The sequence below is a fragment of the Cupriavidus sp. IDO genome (genome assembly GCF_000812465.1).
Classification (GTDB): Bacteria; Pseudomonadota; Gammaproteobacteria; order Burkholderiales; family Burkholderiaceae; genus Cupriavidus.
In genome coordinates this window covers 1-17030 of record NZ_JWMA01000181.1, presented here as the reverse complement: position 1 = coordinate 17030, position 17030 = coordinate 1, and the positions used below count along the sequence as shown (strand labels likewise).

The following is a 17030-nucleotide window of genomic DNA, read 5'->3' as shown; positions in this document are numbered from 1 at the left end:
AATGAGCACCCTGCGCGTCTCAGTCGGCCAGCATTCGCAAGCCGGGCGCAAGCGCGTCAACCAGGATTTCCATGGCGCAACGCTTCCTGCCGAGCCACGGCTCAGCACCAAGGGCATCGCCGTTGCGCTGGCCGACGGCATCGGCAGTAGCGCGGTCAGCCAGGTGGCCAGTGCCGCCGCCGTCCACGGCTTCCTGGACGACTACTATTGCACGGCCGAAACGTGGACCGTGCGACGGTCGGCACAACGTGTGCTCGCGGCACTCAATTCCTGGCTGCACGCACACACCCAGCGCAGCGATGCGCGCTTCGACAAGGACCGCGGCTACGTCTGTACCTTCAGCGCCTTGATCTTCAAGGGTCGAGAGGTACACCTGCTTCATATCGGCGATTCGCGCATCTACCGGCTGCATCCGCAGGCTTGGGAACAACTCTCGGAAGACCATCGCATCCGCGTGTCTTCGGTCGAGTCTTACCTGGGCCGTGCGCTCGGTGTGGGGCCCACCGTCGAGATCGACCACCGCAGCTGGCGAGCCGAAGTCGGCGAGGTTTACATCCTTGCCACTGACGGCGCCTATGAATACCTCGACAGCGAAGCCGTGCACCAGGCGCTCGCAGTGCATGGCGATGATCTGGATGCAGCCTCGGCAATGCTTGTCTCCACCGCGTTGGCGCAAGGCAGCGAGGATAACGTCACTGTCCAGTTGGTGCGGGTGGATGAGCTGCCGGACCTCGATACGCAGGACCTTCATACCGAACGCCGGTGCCTGGCCCTGCCACCTCCGTTGCAGCCGCGCATGCACTTCGATGGCTACCTCATTGTGCGCGAGCTGTATGCGAGTTCACGCAGCCATGTGCACCTGGCAGTGGACCAGCGCAGTGGCCGTCATGTCGCGCTGAAAACGCCATCCGTCGATTTGCGCGAGGATCCGGACCACCTTGACCGTTTCCTCCTGGAGGAGTGGGTGGCACGCAGGATCGATAATGCGCATGTGCTCAAGCCCCATGCGGCCGACCGTCCGCGACAGTATTTGCACGTTGCGATGGAGTATGTTGACGGGCATACACTGGCGCAGTGGATGACAGACCACCCGTCTCCGGATCTCGACATCGTGCGCCGGATCGTGGAACAAGTCGCCAAAGGGCTGCAGGCCTTTCACCACCGGCAAATGCTGCACCAGGACTTGCGGCCCGAGAACGTGATGATAGACGGCGCGGGCACGGTCAGGATCATCGACTTTGGGGCAGTGCATGTGGCGGGCCTGGCCGAAGGTACGCGCACCCCATACGCGCAGGCGCCGGTCGGCGAATTGCAGTATGCCGCCCCGGAGTATTTCCTTGGACTGGGCGGCAGCACCGCGTCCGACCTGTTCTCGCTGGCAGTGATCACGTACCAGATGCTGACGGGGCAATTGCCCTATGGCCTGCAGGTAACACGCCTGCGCACAGCCCGTGATCTTCGGCGCCTGCGCTATATCCCTGCGCGTGAGCGGCGGCCCGAATTGCCCCCGTGGATCGATGGTGTGCTGCGCAGAGCCTTGCATCCCTGCGGGCGAAAGCGGCAGGAAGCGCTGTCCGAGTTCATTCAGGACCTGCATACCCCCGGACGTCAATACCAAAGTCGCCGTCCGATCCCGCTTATTGAACGCAATCCGGTGTGCTTCTGGCAGTCACTGACGCTGCTGCTGGCACTATCGGTAATGTTGCTGCTGGGCTTGCGGCTCACAGGTCATTGAGAGCGTATCGGCGGCGTCATCCTCGAATGCGGCCTCATCCCGGCAGAGCGAAGGGATTGAACCTGGTGCGTTGATAGCCCTCCGCCGTCACGGCATCGTCCAAGGTCAGGGTGGCAAGGTCATCGGCCACGGCCTCGGCTTGCGGGTCGCGTTCCAGTGAGATGACCTTCAGATAACCGTGGCACACGCCGCGCATACCAGCGGTCATGGTGCTGCTTGGCCCAGGCGCGCGAGACGTAGCCTGTCACCATGCCCGTGATCGAACCGCGTACCCAGATCGCCAGGTAGATATGACCCGCGATCAGCAGAATCAGCCCGAGGCAACGGAATGGGCCAGGATCGCGAGACGGAGCAGGGGAATCGGGAAATACTCGGCGATATAGGCGCGCCACACCGGAAGACCTCGGTCATGATCTCTTCGGTCTTGACGTCGTTGAACTTGCCCTCGTTGCGCCAGAAGTTCGAGGTCTCGGTCACCAGCGGGTCGATGACCACGAGGAACTTGAGTTTCGACAGCGCGGCCGAGGACTTGTTCTTGTCAGGCATCGCGGCCAGGGGGTTGAACCCCTGGACGACATAGCCGTTGACCTTGCCCTCGTACATCAGGTCGAAATTGCCTGGCTTTCTGGAGGCGGCCCCGTTCGGGCAGGAGCCCGGCACCTTCACCGAGTGGACGTGGACGCCCTTGCCGGCCGACACCAACCTGCTGTTCTACGAGGGGCTGCATGGTGGCGTGATCACCGACGATGTCGGTGTTGCCCTGTATCCCAACCTGCTGATATGACATTGCAGCGGGCTCGGTCACGGCCTACTATCGGGAAGCAAACCAGCTGGTGCCGCTCGACTACATCGACGAGGACAGCGGTGCACCTTCGTACAAGTCGGTAGCCGTACGGTGCGGTGCGTTCGGAAGTGATGTAATGACTGGCCAGTCCCGAATTCGGAAGAGCAATCACTGCTTTCACGGGAGATTCGCAAATGCAGGAATTCGACTTCTACATCAATCTGCAGAAACCGACACTGGGGCTCTATGTGCGCAAGGGCGCAGGACTCCCCGACCTCAAGGACGCGAAGCAGTGGCAGCTTGAGGGCACGGTCTCGGAGAGCGAACTGCCACCCGACCTCGTGAAGGGGCTGGAGGCCAATGGGCACGCCTTTCAGGAGCTGGGATGATGACTGGCCACGGCTGACGACCGGGCTTGGGGTCAGCCGGGGAGGGGAGCAGGACCGCAGGCGAGTGCCTGGTTCCGCACCCCCGCATTCCACATGACAAGCGGCTGCGCGACACGCTGGCATCGGTGCAAATCCGAACTACATTGATTTCATCGTGGTTCGACGAGGGGTATCGCCATGTCCAGACAACTTGCCGTGATGCTGGCGCTGCTGGCCGCCAGCGGCCTGGCGCAGGCCGTCACCAAATGCGTCAGCCAGAGCGATGTCCTGTACACGTCGGCGTCCTGCCCGGCCGGCTACAGGCATGTCACCAGCACCTTGCAGGGCCACGTGCAAACGGTGCCCAACGTCGCGAAGACTTCTCGGGCAAACGAGGCTTACTCGCGTATTCGCGCGCAGACCGCGGAGCAGGTCAGGGCGCAGCGCGAACGGGACGACGACTGGAACTTGCGGACCCAGAACCTCTTCCTGAACCAGTGCCTGATCCTCGATTACCGGTTGCGCGCGACCGAGCGTGCAATGAGCGAGACCGAGTACTGGAGCCGCGCCGACCGCTACCGCGAGCATGCCGACGCGCTGCGTGCCCAGCAGTATTACCTGGGCTGCTTCGGCTGACCGCTGGTCCCGCAGGGCACGGTGGTTTCGCCTGAACCGAGGCTGGAACCCCGATCAGGGTGCCGCCGGAGCGCGGTAGCCGTCGGTCAGCGTTTTCAGGAACGCAATCACGTCGCGGATCTCGCCTTCGGTCAGCGCGGCACGGCCGCCCGGACGGCCGCCGAAGGGCGGCTCCATATTGACGTTGCCGCGATAGCGCTCGGGCAGGTCGTCGAACTTGTCCACGCCGCCGTCCGGCTTGCGCGGATACCACTTGCCCGGGCGGGTGTCGCGTTCGGCGTAGAAGTGCATCACTTCCTCCAGCGAGTGGAACACGCCATTGTGGAAGAAGGCCTTGCGCGTCGCCACATTACGCAAGGATGGCGTCCGGAACAAGCCGCAGTAGGCTTCTTGCTTGCTCAGGTCGGTGCGGTCGGGGCCGCACAAGCCCTGGTCGAAGAAAGCGGGGTCGCCGTTGCCGGCCAGCTTGCGGTTGCGCGGCACGCCAAGCGCGATGAACCCGAAGTCGCTGAACGCCGGGAACACCCCGTCGGCGCTGATCGTGCCGGGATGGCACGCGGCGCAGTTTCCCTTGGCGGGATCGTTGAACAACTGTAGTCCGCGCGCCTCCTGCGGGCTCAGTTTCGCCTTTCCGCGCAGCACGGCATCGTACTTGCTGGTGTAGGGGTAGAACTCCGCCGGCGTTTCCTGGAACACCTCGAGCACCATCAGCACGGCCTGGAAGGCAGCGTCGTCGCGGTCGAGAATGTCCGGCCCGAACACTTCGCGGAATGTCTGAGCGTGATGGCCCGCGCGAACGCGCGCCACCACCGCTGCCGGATCCTGGTTGGCCATCTCGTGGGCCGAGAGCAGCGGAATGCGCGCCTGCTCATGGGTAGAGGACGCCCGGCCGTCCCAGTTGTGCCCGCCCGTCGGCCCCTGGTCTTCGCTGTCGTTGCCGTCGTTCTCGTGGAAATGCTCCGTAAACGGCGGCACGTTCTGCTCGTAGCGCAACGACGGCGCGGCACGCACGCCGGTGCGCCGCATATCGGCACCCCCAAGCTGTACTGACAGATCGTTCGGCGGCCCGTAGGCATGGTCGGGGCTATGGCAGCTCGCGCAGGAAAGCTTTCCCGATGCGGACAACGTCTGATCGAAAAACAATGCCTTGCCCAGTGCGCGCATGGCCGGTACCGATGGCCTGCGCGTCGCAAGCATCGTGTAGAAGGCGTTCGCGGAGGCCGGCACGGGCTGGCTGGCGGTTGCGGCCACGCCGGAAGCAGCCGGCGATCCTTGCACCGCTTGCGCCTGCTGCCTGCCGCATGCCCCGAGCAGCGCGATCGCGAGTATCAGCAAGACCCCGGCGGCAGCGCGTCCCCACGGCTGCAACGAGGGTCTCGGGGCGTTCAACAGCGACGGGATCGGCAGCATGAAGGAAGGGGGCAGGGGAGCGGGAGGCAGAAGCGGGGCGGCCAAATGCACAAGACCCGGGCGGAGACGCAACCCGGGTATCAGATGGCGGGACAGCCTAGCAAGGCTCCATGACAGTGCCATGACGCACCCGGGCGATCATCGCGCGATCCGTGGCTTCCTACGTGGTCCACGCTGGTCATCAAGCTGAAACAGAGCGGCGCGAGACTCCTGCGGCGTTTCAAGAGCAATGTCCCCGACCAGTAAATAGAACAAGGATCGATATGAGCCGAGCATTCCGACCGTTGTCCCTGGCAGTGCTGACTGCCCTGGGCATGACTGCCTGCGGAGGCAGCGACTCCGGCAGCAATTCCACACCGTCCGCCAGCACCTCCGGCGTCGTCACCGGCAGCTATTTCGAACATGCCCGCGCCTGTCTCGACGCCAACAACAATGGCAAGTGCGACAGCGGCGAAGCCAGCACCTTCACCGACGCGCAGGGCGCATTCACCCTGCCTGGCGTGGGCGCCGTGGTGGCCGAGATCGGCACCGATGCCTTCCGCAATGAAGACGGCGGCGTGCATAACGCCGTGACGCGCCCACTGGTGTTCCGCGCGCCGGCAGGCGCCAATGGCATCGTCAGCGCCATCTCCACCGAACTGGTCGCGCTGATGGAAAGCAACGGCGGCAGCCTGGATGACGCAAAGTCCCAGGTGGCCGCCCGCCTGGGCGTGCCGGCGGAGAAGCTGCTGACCGACCACAACAAGGAAAGCGACAGCAAGATCAAGGCCATCCTGCAGGCCGAGATCGAGCAGACCGTCGACCTGATCGCCGAGTCGGTGGCCGACGGCGGCGATATCGGCCAGGACGTGCGTGAGCGCGTGGCCAAGCGCCTGGCGCTGCAGAATATCAAGACCGTGGTAGTGATCTACGCCGAGAACCGCGGCTTTGACAACCTCTACGGCCTGTTCCCCGGCGCCAACGGCGTCCCGGGCGTGAACCCGGCCTCGACCGGCAACGCCGAGCCGCAGAAGGACTTCGACGGCTCCACGCTTCCCGTGCTGCCGCCCACCTGGGGCGGCCTGACCGCAGCGGGGCAGACCGTCACGCTGCCGCAATCCAGCACCGCGAACTGGGCCAACAAGCCGTTCCGCATCGATGACCCGGCCGGCGTCAACGGCACTGGCGTGGTGGTGTCGCAGTCGGTCACCACGCGTGACCTGGTGCACCGCTTCTATAACAACCAGATGCAGATCCATGGCGGCAAGAACGACAAGTACGCTGCCTACTCCGATGCCGGCGGCCTGTCGATGGGCTACTACGATGGCAGCAGCATGGCCATGTGGAAGATCGCCCAGCATTACGTGCTGGCCGACAACTTCTTCATGGGCGCGTTCGGCGGCTCGTTCCTGAACCACCAGTACCTGATCTGCGCCTGTGCGCCGCAGTATCCCAACGCCGACACCTCGGTGGCCAAGGGCAAGATCTCCGCGATCGACGTCGACGCGGGCGGTAATTTCGTGCGCCTTACCCCGGGCACCAGCAACCCGTCCTCGGTGCTCAACGGCGCGGCCACGTACCTGAACGACGGCGCGCTCACGCCGAAGGATGCCGCCGGCATGTTCTACGCGGTCAACACCATGCAGCCGGCCTACCAGCCGAGCGGCAACAAGCCCACGGCCAGCGACGGCACCAAGCTGTTCGCCGACCCCGCCAGCTCGACCACCTTGCCCACCCAGAGCCAGACCACCATCGCCGACCTGCTGGACGCGCGCGGCATCAGCTGGGCCTGGTACGCCGGCGCCTGGTCCAAGGTGGCGCAGGACCCGACTGGCATCTACAACAACACCACGCCCAACTTCCAGCCGCACCACCAGCCGTTCAACTACTACGCTTCGTTCGATCCGGTCGCGCACGCGGACTACCGCAACGCGCACCTGAAGGACTATGACAGCCAGTTCCTGCAGGATGCCGCCGCCGGCAAGCTGCCCGCCGTGACGTTCTACAAGCCGCAAGGCAACCTGAACCAGCACCCTGGCTATACCAACGTGGCCGACGGCGACGCGCACATTGCCGGCGTCATCGGCCAGCTGCAGCAGAGCCCGCAGTGGAAGAACATGCTGATCGTCGTCACTTACGACGAAAACGGCGGCTTCTACGACCACGCGGCAGTGCCCACTGGCGATCGCTGGGGCCCGGGCACGCGGATCCCGGCGATCGTGGTGTCGCCGTTCGCGAAGAAGGGCTACGTTGACCACACCCAGTACGACACCGCCTCGGTGCTGCGCTTCATCACGCACCGCTTCGCGCTGCCAACGCTGCCGGGGCTGAAATTGCGCGATGCCTCGCTGGTGCTCAACAACGCCAGGCCGATGGGTGACCTGACCAATGCGCTGACTTTCCCGGCACAGCAGTGAGCTGTTGATGCGCCGGCAGGCCGTGATGCCTGAGGCGTGGAGCAAGGGGGGGCAGTCCTGCACGGGCTGCCCTTTTTTTACGGCTTGGCGTGGTCGGGTTCGATACGTTCAGGCCCAGCGATACGGCTGATCTGCGCGCAAGGACCGTCGCCATCGCAGCGTCATTGCGGCGAAGTCTGTCGGCAACATGGCGATAGCCGCGCGCGCGGTCGAGCCGACGCTGCCGGCGGCGCCGGTGACGAGCATGGTTTCTTTGGGCATGATTCTCTTCCTTGTATCAATGAGCAAAATGAAACCGATGTAGCTGATGTTGTCGGCACCGGCCGGCGCAGCCTCTCCAGCCAACCTTGGCGCTCAGAGGCGGCGACACGCGGACTGGCTGCACCCGGTCGACGCTGCGACGCCTGGCGCAGTCGCTGCCCGGGGGATAGGGTAAAATCGGGTATGTTGATAAATACATAGTTCCACGGGTTTCTAACTATGTCAAAAAAACCATAGTCATTCCGCGTGCGCGTTGACGCAATTAAGGAGCAATGCGAGTGAGTGATCTGAAGGAAGCCAGGGCAAGCAAGGAAAAGCCGCTGAAGCATGTTCTTCTTGCCGGGATACATAGCCAGCCGCGTTCCGGCTATGAACTGACCAAATGGCTGCAGATGGCGGGCCAGCATTGCTGGTCGGTTGAACACAGCTCGGTGTACCCGGCTTTGCGAGAACTGGAGACGGATGGATTCATCAAATCAGAGCGCTTGCCAGGCACGCGCGGGCCGGAACGCTCGATCTACAGTATGACCGTTGCTGGACGCGAGAAGCTGACGGCCTGGGTGGCGAATGGTTCACCGCGCCCGGCCATCAAGGACGAGCAGATACTGCGGGTGTTGTGCTTCGATTTGCTGCCGCGCGAGATGGCGTTGCAGCAGATCCGCGAGGTGCGTGCGGACCACCAGGCCCAGCTTGCGTTCTTTCTCGAAAGGCAGGCCGTGCTGACCGAGCAGCAGCTTGGACCGCTGTTGGTGACGCGCCGCGGCGTGCTGGCGGAACAGACTTATATCGCGTGGTGCGACGAGGTGGCGGAAATGATCGCTCGCAGGCCTGCCTGACCCCGGGCGAATTCAGGGCTTCGCAACCGGTTGCGAGTTTGAACTGATGGGCCGAGAGAATCGCAGAGAATCTTCCATCAGATCAACGCGTTGCATACGGACCCCGCCCCGGTCGAGCGCGCGCTGCTTGCGCCGATGCGTGCCAGCCTCGACATCTGGGGAACCGAGTACTTGCAGGTGCTGCACGGCGACGACCCGGTCAAGGAATGGCGCTGGCGGACGGCACCACCTTGTTCCCGTTCCGGCGGCTGTTCTTGGTGGCCAATGCCCATGGCGGCGCTGGCGCGGGTTGTACCTGCTGAACCTGCCGAGGCGGCCGTCAGGGCGTGATAGCCACCTTCAGCACGCCGTCGCGCTGAATGGCGAATAGCGCGTAGGCCTGCTCGATCTTGTCCAGCTTGTAGAGGAGGGGGATCAGGGGCTCGAGGTTGAGACGGTCGCTGCCTCGACAGCTTGTCGGAATCACGTCTATCATTGACGCCAATGAAGGCCGGAGTGCACTTGTCTTGTGCACGCAAGGGACGGCACCTGGCCCGGGGCTTGCGGTTGCAGTGTCTGGACGCGATTACATGAACGCGACTGCAGTGCGGAATCTGGCGCGCGATCGACCTTGGTCCTTCAGATTGAAACACTGCCAAGCAAAGCTCGCGAACTTGCCCTGCAGTCCTGTCCATGTCGCATTTCCTGCCATGGGGTATTTGCAAGATGAGCAACCATCCGATGGACCCGCCTGCGCCGCCGCCATCTCCGCGCACATGGGACGCACGTCTGGCGCGACGGCTTGTCGAACCGCTCAAGGATTCCTGGGTTACGCCCAATCATCTGACTACACTCCGGCTTTTGACCGGCATGGCCGGCGCGGCGTGCCTCGCGCAAGGCAGCTTCGCCTGGGTGAATGGCGGTGCGCTGCTGGTCGTGCTTTCCAATTTTATTGACCACGCTGACGGAGAACTCGCGAGGATCAGCGGGAAATCCAGCAAGTTAGGCCATTTCTACGATCTTTTCAGCGACGCAGTGGTCACTATCCTGCTCTTCGTCAGCATGGGGATCGGCGTCTCGGGCCAGTTTCAGGACGCTGCGGTGTCAGTGGTCGTGCGCGGCAGCGTGGCGGGCGTGGCCGTGGCGCTGATCTTCTTCTTGCGCATGCGCATCGAAGCGCTTGCTGGCAAGACCGCCACGAAACAGGCCTCGATCGGTGGCTTCGAGACGGAGGATGTGCTCTACCTCGTGCCACTTGTGACCCTGAGCAGTGCCGTCGCCCCGTTCCTGACGGCGGCGTCGATCGGTGCGCCCTTGTTCGCGGCATGGGTGGTCATCGACTACTGGCGCGTCGTGCGGCGCGCTCGCCCCGTTACAGCGGCTTCCAGACCATGAGGCGCCGATGAGCGAACAAGCCGAAGCGGACCCGGATCTTCTCACCGTGCCTGGCGAGCGGCATCAGCCGTTCGCCGACCCTGCCGATGCGCGCGCCGATCCCGATGCAGATGTGGCCGCACGTGTTGTCACACTCGGGCACAGTGGGCTGCGCGCGGAATTCGAGCGCCAGGGTGCGTTCTTGCATGTGGGCGAATTTTTGCCGGATGAAGTCACGGAAGGGCTGGTTGCCAGCGCCCAGGCCTTGCGAGACCAGATCAATCGCAATTATCTCCCGGGCCACAAGCAGGGCGGCAGCGTCAGCCGCCATACGATCGACCAGCACGCGCCTTTTATCGCGCAACTCTATCGGTCCAAGGCGCTGATCGGCTGGCTCGAACAGATCTGCGGCGAGCGGCTGCTGCCTTCGCCAGAGCAGGATCCGCATGCCTACGCACTCTATTACTACACGCGCGAGGGCGATCATATCGGCTGGCATTACGACACCTCTTACTACAACGGCCGGCGCTATACCTTGCTGTTCGGCGTGATCGACGAATCGTCGTGCCGTCTCGACTACGAATTGCACACGCGCGAGCCCGATGTGCCCACGCAAGCGGGGTCGGTACAGATTCCCCCTGGTGGCCTCGTTTTCTTCGATGGCGACAAGCTGCGCCACCGCATCACGCCGCTCGGGGCGAACCAGATGCGGGTGTCGCTGACCTTCGAATACGTCACCGACCCGGGCATGCGGCCCTGGCTGCGTTTCGTCTCCAATATGAAGGACGCGCTCGCTTATTTCGGTTTCCGGCAAGTATTCAAACGGCTGGCCAGGGGCCAGCAGCCCCGGGTATGACGCGTGCGTCGATGATTTCGCTGTCGGTCGGTGCGGCGCTCTTTGTCGCCTTGATTGCCTTCACCGGATTCGGCTCGGTGGCGTCGACGCTGATGTCCGCGGGCTGGCTGAGCCTGCTGGTGGTGGCGTTTCACCTGCTGCCGCTGGCGCTGGATGCAGGTGCCATTTTCGTACTGTTCGGTCGCCACACCGGGCATCGCACCATGCGCGATGCACTGCTTGCGCGCTGGGTGGGCGAGTCCGTGAACAGCCTGCTGCCCGCCGGACAGCTAGGTGGACCGGTGCTGATGGTGCGCCATCTCGCGCAACGCGGTGTGCGCATGCGCGACGCTGCCGCGGCCATCACCGTCAGCACGACGCTGCAAGCGATCGCGCAACTGGTGTTCGCGGTGCTCGGACTCGTGCTGTTCGGCGCGTCCACGGCGCGCGGCGCTAGCGAGGATTTGCGCCTGCCGGCCATTGCCGTCACCGCGCTGCTCGCGCTGTGCATGGTCGGGTTCTATGTGGCGCAGCGGCGCGGCCTGTTTGGGCGCGTGCTGCGCTTGCTGTCGAAATTGCCGGGAAAGCGCGATTGGTCTGCGCTGACGACGCGTGCCGATGCCGTGGACGCAGCCGTGCGGCAGATCTATCGCGCGCCCGGCAAGGTCGCCGCGACCTTCGCGCTGAGCCTGGCGGGCTGGCTGGTCGGCACCGGGGAGGTGTGGCTGGCCCTGCGGTTGCTCGGCCATCCCGTCAGCTGGCTCGACGCCTTGCTGCTGGAAAGCGCCGGGCAGGCGATCCGCGGCGCCGCGTTTGCGATTCCCGGCTCGCTGGGTGCCCAGGAGGCTGGCTACCTGCTGCTCGCGCCATTGGTGGGCCTGCCTGCCGATGCGGCGCTGGCCCTGTCGCTGATCAAGCGCGCCCGGGAAATCGCGCTTGGCGCGCCCGGGCTTCTGTATTTGTACTGGAGTGAACGAAACCACCGGCGGCGAAGCATGGGGGGTGTGCCGGCTACCGATTGATGGCGATTTGCAGGGGAGCGGAGAACAATATGCGAGCGATTATTCTTGCCGCGGGCCTTGGCCTGCGTTTGCAGCAACCGCCCGAAGAGCAATTCCCGAAGTGCCTGTTGCGCTTCGATGGCATCACCCTGCTGGAACGGCATCTACGCATGCTGGACGCGGCGGGCGTCACGGAGATCGTGCTTGCGCTCGGTTTCCAGCCTGAACAGGTCAAGGCCGAACTTGATCGGCTCGGACGTTTACCCCATCCTGAAATCGTTCTGAATCCGCGCTACGCGCTCGGCAGCGTCCTGACCGTGCATACCGTCGCCGACGCGCTCACGCGCGGCGGCGACGTGCTGCTGATGGACGCCGACGTGCTCTACGACGAGCGCATTCTCGCCGCGCTGGTTGCCGGCGACAGCGTCAACCGCCTGCTGATCGACCGCGACTTCGAAACCGGCGACGAGCCAGTCAAGCTTTGCCTGCGGGACGGCGTTCCAGTCGAGCTGCGCAAGCAGGTCGCGGTGGGCCTGGAATATGACACGATCGGCGAGTCGGTCGGCTTCTTCCGTTTTAGGGAGCAGACCGCGCGCCGCCTGGCGCAGATCGTCGCGGGGTATGTCGAGCGCAACCAGGAGAAGATGCCGCACGAGGAAGCCGTGCGCGATCTGCTGCTGGAGGGCGGCCACGCATTCGAGATCGCGGACGTGACCGGTGCGCCCTGGCTCGAGATCGACTTCCCGGGCGACGTCGTACGCGCGCGCGATGAAGTGTTGCCAGAGCTCCGCCGGTCTGGAGTCGCCTCGGGAGTCACGCCATGAACGCACGCGATCCGGCTTTGTCGACGGCGTCGCGCAGCGCCACGCTGCGCCAGTTGCTGGTGGGCAGCGAACTCGAATTCATGATGGAGGCCCACAACGGGCTCTCGGCCCGGATTGTGCGCGAAGCAGGCTTCAAGGCCATCTGGGCCTCCGGCCTGGCGATCTCGGCGCAATTCGGCGTGCGCGACAACAACGAGGCAAGCTGGACCCAGGTGGTCGACACGCTTGAATTCATGGCCGATTCCAGCGGCTTGCCGATCCTGGTCGACGGCGACACCGGCTATGGCAACTTCAACAATGTGCGGCGCCTGGTGAGGAAGCTCGAACAGCGCGGCATCGTGGGCTTGTGCATCGAGGACAAGCAGTTCCCCAAGACCAACAGCTTTATCGACGGCGAACGCCAGCCGCTGGCCACGATCGACGAATTCTGCGGCAAGATCAAGGCAGGCAAGGATACGCAGACGGATGCCAATTTCTCTATCGTCGCGCGCGTGGAAGCACTGATCGCAGGCTGGAGCATGGACGAGGCCTTGCGCCGGGCCGAGGCCTATCGGCAGGCCGGTGCCGACGCGATCCTGATCCACAGCAAGCTGTCCCGGCCGGATGAGATCCTCGAGTTCGCAAGCGAGTGGGCCGGCCGCGCTCCGCTGGTGATCGTGCCGACCAAGTACTACAGCACCCCCACCGAGGTGTTTCGCCAGGCCGGCATCAGCCTCGTGATCTGGGCCAACCACCTGATCCGTGCGGCGGCATCGTCGATGCAGGCGGTGGCCAGGGAGATCCACGACACCCAGACGCTGGTTCATGTCGAGGACCGTATCGCGTCGGTGAGCGAGATCTTCCGCCTGCAGGATGCCGACGAGTACTCCGCCGCCGAACGGCTGTACCTGTCCGGCTCCGAGGCGCCCGGCGCGGCGGTTGTGCTGGCGGCGAGCCGGGGTGAAGGGCTTGACGCCCTGACTGCCGAGCGGCCCAAGGTCATGCTCCCGGTCGCGGGAAAGCCGCTGCTGCGCTGGCTGGTGGACGCCTTCAAGATGCAGGGCATCCACGACATCACCGTGGTCGGCGGCTATCATGCCGATGCGATCCAGAGCGCGGGTGTCAAGCTGGTGCGCAACGAGCGCCACGCGAGTACCGGCGAACTGGCGTCGCTTGCGTGCGCGGCCGACGGCCTGCATACAGATACCGTGATCGCCTACGGTGACCTGCTCTTTCGCAGCTACTTCCTGCGCGACCTGTTCGAGACCGATTGTCGCTTCAGCGTGGTGGTCGACTCGTCGCAGACGCAACCGTCGAATCAGAGCGTACGCGATTTCGCCTACTGCTCCGCGCCTGACGATCGCGCCCTGTTCGGCCAGAAGGTCTTGCTGCGGCATGTATCGAACAAGGCGCGGGAAGTGGCCGTCACCGGCGGGCAGGCGCCGCAGGGGCGCTGGATCGGCCTGCTGTGCGTGCGCGGCGCCGGGCGTGAGGCCTTGCAGCAGACGCTTGCCGGCCTGCGTGCGCGAGCGGATTCCGACACGCTGGACATGCCTGACCTGCTCAACGCCTTGATCGACGCAGGCGAGGAGATCGACGTGAAATATGTGCACGGCCACTGGCGCAGCGTGAACGACCTGGAGGACTACCAGCGCGCGGGCGAATTCGCGCATGCCCGGATGCCGTTCGGCCAGGCCGTACCCGGCAGCGAGAAACGCCGATGATCGAAGCAGCTCAGTTTATCGAGGCGGCGCTGGCGCGTGGCTTCTCCTGGTATGCGGGGGTGCCGTGCTCGTATCTCACCCCCTTCATCAATTACGTGCTGCAGGATCAATCGTTGCACTACGTCTCGTCGGCGAACGAAGGCGACGCGGTAGCGCTGATTGCAGGCGTGACGCTCGGGGCCAGAGGGGGCCAGCGCGGCATCACGATGATGCAGAACTCCGGCCTTGGCAATGCGGTGAGCCCGCTCACTTCGCTGACCTGGACGTTTCGCCTGCCGCAATTGCTGATCGTGACGTGGCGAGGGCAGCCGGGCACCGCGGACGAGCCGCAGCACGCGCTGATGGGCCCGGTCACGCCTGCGATGCTCGACACCATGGAGATACCCTGGGAGCTGTTCCCGACCGATGCGGCCGCCATCGGCCCGGCGCTCGACCGCGCGATGGCGCATATGGACGCGACCGGACGCCCTTACGCGCTGGTCATGCAAAAGGGCAGTGTCGCGCCCTATGCGCTCAAGCCGCGGGATCGACCCGCGCCGCGTGCGCGATGCGAGGCGCGCACGCAATGGCGGGGGGGCGCGCCGGATGTGCTGCCTTCGCGTCGCGATGCCCTGCAGCGCGTGATTGCGCATACGCCGGCCGCTTCGACGGTGGTACTGGCATCGACCGGTTTCTGCGGCCGCGAATTGTATGCGCTCGATGACCGGCCAAACCAGCTATATATGGTGGGCTCGATGGGTTGCGTGGCGTCGTTTGCGCTCGGCCTCGCACTGGTGCGCCCGGACCTGCATGTGGTCGCCATCGACGGCGACGGCGCCGCCTTGATGCGCATGGGCAACTTCGCCACGCTCGGCGCATACGGGCCGTCGAACCTCACGCACGTGCTGCTCGACAACGGCGCCCACGACTCGACCGGCGCACAGGCCACGGTGTCGCCCAATGTGTCATTCGCCGGCGTGGCGGCGGCTTGCGGCTATGCCTCGGCGGTCGAAGGCGACCGCCTCGAACTGCTTGACGATTGGCTTGCGGCGGCTGTGTCTGTCGATCCGGCTGCACCCGCTCCCGGCTCGCGTTTCGTGCGCCTGATGATACGCGCCGGCACGCCGGATGGCCTGCCCCGGCCCACCATCACCCCCGCGGAAGTGAAGTCCCGCCTCGCGCGCCACATCGGCGCTGATCACGGAGAGAACTGATGCTATTGCTCAACCCCGGCCCGGTGACCTTGTCCGAACGCGTCCGCCGCAGCCTGCTGCAGCCCGACCTATGTCATCGCGAAAGCGAATTCTTCGATTTGCAGGACGAGGCGCGCGCGCGGCTGCTTGACATCTACCAGTTGGACCCTGCCGAGTGGGCCGCGATATTGATGACCGGGTCAGGCACGGCAGCGGTCGAAAGCATGATTGCCGCGCTGGTGCCCGCACGCGGCAAGCTGCTCATTGTCGAGAACGGTGTGTACGGCGAGCGCATCACTCAGATTGCGAGTCAATACCGCATCGACCATGAGGTGATCAGGCATGACTGGCTGCAGGCGCCCGATCTCGACCGGCTGGCCGCCATGCTCGACGCGGACCGGACCATCGGCCATGTGGCGGTGATCCACCATGAAACGACGACCGGGCGCTTGAACGATCTGCACGCGCTCGACGCCGTTTGCCGCCAGCGAGGCGTTCGCTTGCTGGTCGACGCGGTCAGCAGCTTCGGCGCCGAGACGATCGACTTCGGCGGCAGCATTGCCGCCGTGGCCGCCACTGCCAACAAGTGCCTGCACGGCGTGCCGGGCGCCGCCTTCGTGATCGCGCGGCGTGACGCGCTGGCCCAGGCAGAAAGCCGGACCTACTACCTGGATCTTGGCCGGCTGGCACGCCTGCAGGATCAGCGCAATACCCCTTTCACCCCGTCCGTGCACGCCTACTACGCCCTGGTGGAAGCGCTCCGCGAGTTCGACGAAAGCGGCGGCCAGCCCGCCAGGCACGCGCACTATGCAGCCCTGGCCGAGCAAGTGCGCGCGGGACTTGCATTGCGTGGCATCGCAAGCCCGTTGCCCGCGGACGAGTCCTCTGTCGTCCTGCGCGCTTACCGTTTGCCGGCGAGCTTGTCGTACACGCAGTTGCACGACGGCTTAAAAGCGCGCGGCTTCGTGATCTATGCAGGGCAGGGGCAGCTGTCGAACGAACTATTCCGGATCTCCACGATGGGGCATATTCAGGCGCACGACATCGAGCGCCTGCTGCAGGGGGTTGCGGCATTGATGACTTGATGCCACTTCGGCTTGCTGCAGTGACCGCACAGTTTCGTTGTAGCGCAATCGCTTTTGCTGCTCGTCGGGATCGTTGACTGCCAACACATCGCCGCCGAACGACGATGCCTAATCACATAAACCCTTATGAAAACTCTTGCAGTTTGCCTCGCAGATGGCAGGGGTCCTGGCATCCGGCATTTCGGCAGATGAGTCGGTAATTTGACGATCATGAAATTATGGAATATGGCGGCGACTACGGAAGGTGCAATGAATTGGGCCGCAAAGCCGCTTAGCCGCTACAGTGTCTGCGCATAATGTATGTTATGTTAAATCATTTCGGGAACTTGCAAATGTCTAGTCGGCGCGGTTTTCGGCCGTTGTTACCTGTTTGCTCAAAAGCAAAGTTGGAATGTGTCTGAATCTGGCGTAACCCAGTTCGTCTGCTCACCTTTCCTGGAATCTCATGCCAGCGTCGAGATCCGAGTGACGCGATCTGGAGCGAGAAGCCGGCGCGTTTCCGCCGCGTGCGCGCTTCAGTCCGCGCGCGGATTTGCGAGGAAAAATCGCAGCATTTCCGCACTGGCGTCGGGCCCCTTCGGATCGGTGTAGGTGCCGCGGCGGCTGCCGCCCGACCACGCATGTCCGGCAC

16 protein-coding genes and 4 pseudogenes are annotated in these 17030 nt (G+C 64.3%); 13 read left to right on the top strand and 7 right to left on the bottom strand.

The window, feature by feature from the left end:
• Position 1: 1 nt before the first annotated feature.
• The gene (locus RM96_RS32415; RefSeq protein WP_039015844.1) at positions 2-1735 is read left to right on the top strand and encodes a bifunctional protein-serine/threonine kinase/phosphatase; all 1734 of its coding nucleotides are present in this window, start codon (positions 2-4) and stop codon (positions 1733-1735) included.
• Positions 1736-1769: 34 nt separating this feature from the next.
• On the opposite strand, the gene RM96_RS38195 is transcribed toward RM96_RS32415, so the two are convergent.
• The 3 genes and pseudogenes from RM96_RS38195 to RM96_RS38185 all read right to left on the bottom strand — a co-directional run.
• Positions 1770-1931 (bottom strand): formate dehydrogenase accessory protein FdhE domain-containing protein, encoded by a 162-nt coding sequence (locus RM96_RS38195; RefSeq protein WP_238587493.1) that lies wholly within the window; start codon positions 1929-1931, stop codon positions 1770-1772.
• Positions 1855-2138, bottom strand: a pseudogene (locus tag RM96_RS40430) (hypothetical protein); the annotation flags it as partial. The pseudogene RM96_RS40430 and the gene RM96_RS38195, both read right to left, overlap by 77 nt.
• Positions 2129-2347 (bottom strand): annotated as a pseudogene (locus tag RM96_RS38185) (hypothetical protein); the annotation flags it as partial. The pseudogenes RM96_RS38185 and RM96_RS40430, both read right to left, overlap by 10 nt.
• Positions 2348-2363: 16 nt before the next feature.
• Between RM96_RS38185 and RM96_RS39110 the strand changes: the two are divergent.
• From RM96_RS39110 to RM96_RS32400, 3 genes and pseudogenes are all read left to right on the top strand, one after another.
• Positions 2364-2516: pseudogene (locus RM96_RS39110) on the top strand (phosphoribulokinase); the annotation flags it as partial.
• Positions 2517-2713: 197 nt separating this feature from the next.
• A complete protein-coding gene (locus RM96_RS32405; RefSeq protein ID WP_039015842.1) occupies positions 2714-2908 on the top strand; it encodes a hypothetical protein in 195 nt (64 codons plus the stop codon).
• A gap of 177 nt (positions 2909-3085) precedes the next feature.
• Entirely contained in the window at positions 3086-3523 is a 438-nt protein-coding gene (locus RM96_RS32400) for a hypothetical protein (RefSeq protein WP_039015841.1), read from the top strand.
• Positions 3524-3577: 54 nt separating this feature from the next.
• Here the strand turns inward: RM96_RS32400 and RM96_RS32395 are convergent, their stop codons facing one another.
• On the bottom strand, positions 3578-4933 hold the full coding sequence (locus RM96_RS32395; protein WP_039015840.1) for a cytochrome-c peroxidase: 1356 nt from the start codon (positions 4931-4933) through the stop codon (positions 3578-3580).
• A gap of 263 nt (positions 4934-5196) precedes the next feature.
• On the opposite strand from RM96_RS32395, the gene acpA reads away from it, so the two are divergent.
• Positions 5197-7329, top strand: a complete 2133-nt coding sequence (gene acpA, locus RM96_RS32390; RefSeq protein ID WP_039015839.1) for an acid phosphatase — start codon at positions 5197-5199, stop codon at positions 7327-7329.
• 108 nt (positions 7330-7437) lie between these two features.
• Here the strand turns inward: acpA and RM96_RS39620 are convergent, their stop codons facing one another.
• On the bottom strand, positions 7438-7590 hold the full coding sequence (locus RM96_RS39620; protein ID WP_193752568.1) for a hypothetical protein: 153 nt from the start codon (positions 7588-7590) through the stop codon (positions 7438-7440).
• A 272-nt stretch (positions 7591-7862) separates the two neighbouring features.
• Between RM96_RS39620 and RM96_RS32380 the strand changes: the two genes are divergently transcribed.
• Positions 7863-8426 carry a PadR family transcriptional regulator gene (locus RM96_RS32380; protein WP_039015837.1) on the top strand — a complete coding sequence of 188 codons (564 nt, stop codon included), beginning with the start codon at positions 7863-7865 and terminating at the stop codon, positions 8424-8426.
• A 319-nt stretch (positions 8427-8745) separates the two neighbouring features.
• On the opposite strand, the gene RM96_RS32375 is transcribed toward RM96_RS32380, so the two are convergent.
• Positions 8746-8892 (bottom strand): hypothetical protein, encoded by a 147-nt coding sequence (locus tag RM96_RS32375; protein WP_193752567.1) that lies wholly within the window; start codon positions 8890-8892, stop codon positions 8746-8748.
• 239 nt (positions 8893-9131) lie between these two features.
• Between RM96_RS32375 and RM96_RS32370 the strand changes: the two genes are divergently transcribed.
• Genes RM96_RS32370 through RM96_RS32340 form a run of 7 tightly spaced genes read left to right on the top strand, consistent with a single transcriptional unit; the run spans position 9132 to position 16399 of the window.
• Positions 9132-9800 (top strand): CDP-alcohol phosphatidyltransferase family protein, encoded by a 669-nt coding sequence (locus RM96_RS32370; protein WP_039015885.1) that lies wholly within the window; start codon positions 9132-9134, stop codon positions 9798-9800.
• A 7-nt stretch (positions 9801-9807) separates the two neighbouring features.
• Positions 9808-10635, top strand: a complete 828-nt coding sequence (locus tag RM96_RS32365) for a HalD/BesD family halogenase (RefSeq protein ID WP_039015836.1) — start codon at positions 9808-9810, stop codon at positions 10633-10635.
• Positions 10632-11636 carry a flippase-like domain-containing protein gene (locus RM96_RS32360; protein ID WP_039015835.1) on the top strand — a complete coding sequence of 335 codons (1005 nt, stop codon included), beginning with the start codon at positions 10632-10634 and terminating at the stop codon, positions 11634-11636. The genes RM96_RS32365 and RM96_RS32360 overlap by 4 nt, the downstream gene beginning before the upstream one ends.
• A gap of 29 nt (positions 11637-11665) precedes the next feature.
• On the top strand, positions 11666-12439 hold the full coding sequence (locus RM96_RS32355; protein WP_039015834.1) for a phosphocholine cytidylyltransferase family protein: 774 nt from the start codon (positions 11666-11668) through the stop codon (positions 12437-12439).
• On the top strand, positions 12436-14142 hold the full coding sequence (aepX, locus tag RM96_RS32350) for a phosphoenolpyruvate mutase (RefSeq protein WP_039015833.1): 1707 nt from the start codon (positions 12436-12438) through the stop codon (positions 14140-14142). The genes RM96_RS32355 and aepX overlap by 4 nt, the downstream gene beginning before the upstream one ends.
• On the top strand, positions 14139-15335 hold the full coding sequence (aepY, locus tag RM96_RS32345; RefSeq protein WP_039015832.1) for a phosphonopyruvate decarboxylase: 1197 nt from the start codon (positions 14139-14141) through the stop codon (positions 15333-15335). Before aepX ends, aepY begins: the two co-directional genes overlap by 4 nt.
• Positions 15335-16399 (top strand): 2-aminoethylphosphonate aminotransferase, encoded by a 1065-nt coding sequence (locus RM96_RS32340; RefSeq protein WP_039015831.1) that lies wholly within the window; start codon positions 15335-15337, stop codon positions 16397-16399. The genes aepY and RM96_RS32340 overlap by 1 nt, the downstream gene beginning before the upstream one ends.
• Before the next feature lie 515 nt (positions 16400-16914).
• On the opposite strand, the pseudogene RM96_RS40425 reads toward RM96_RS32340, so the two are convergent.
• Positions 16915-17030, bottom strand: a pseudogene (locus RM96_RS40425) (esterase); the annotation flags it as partial.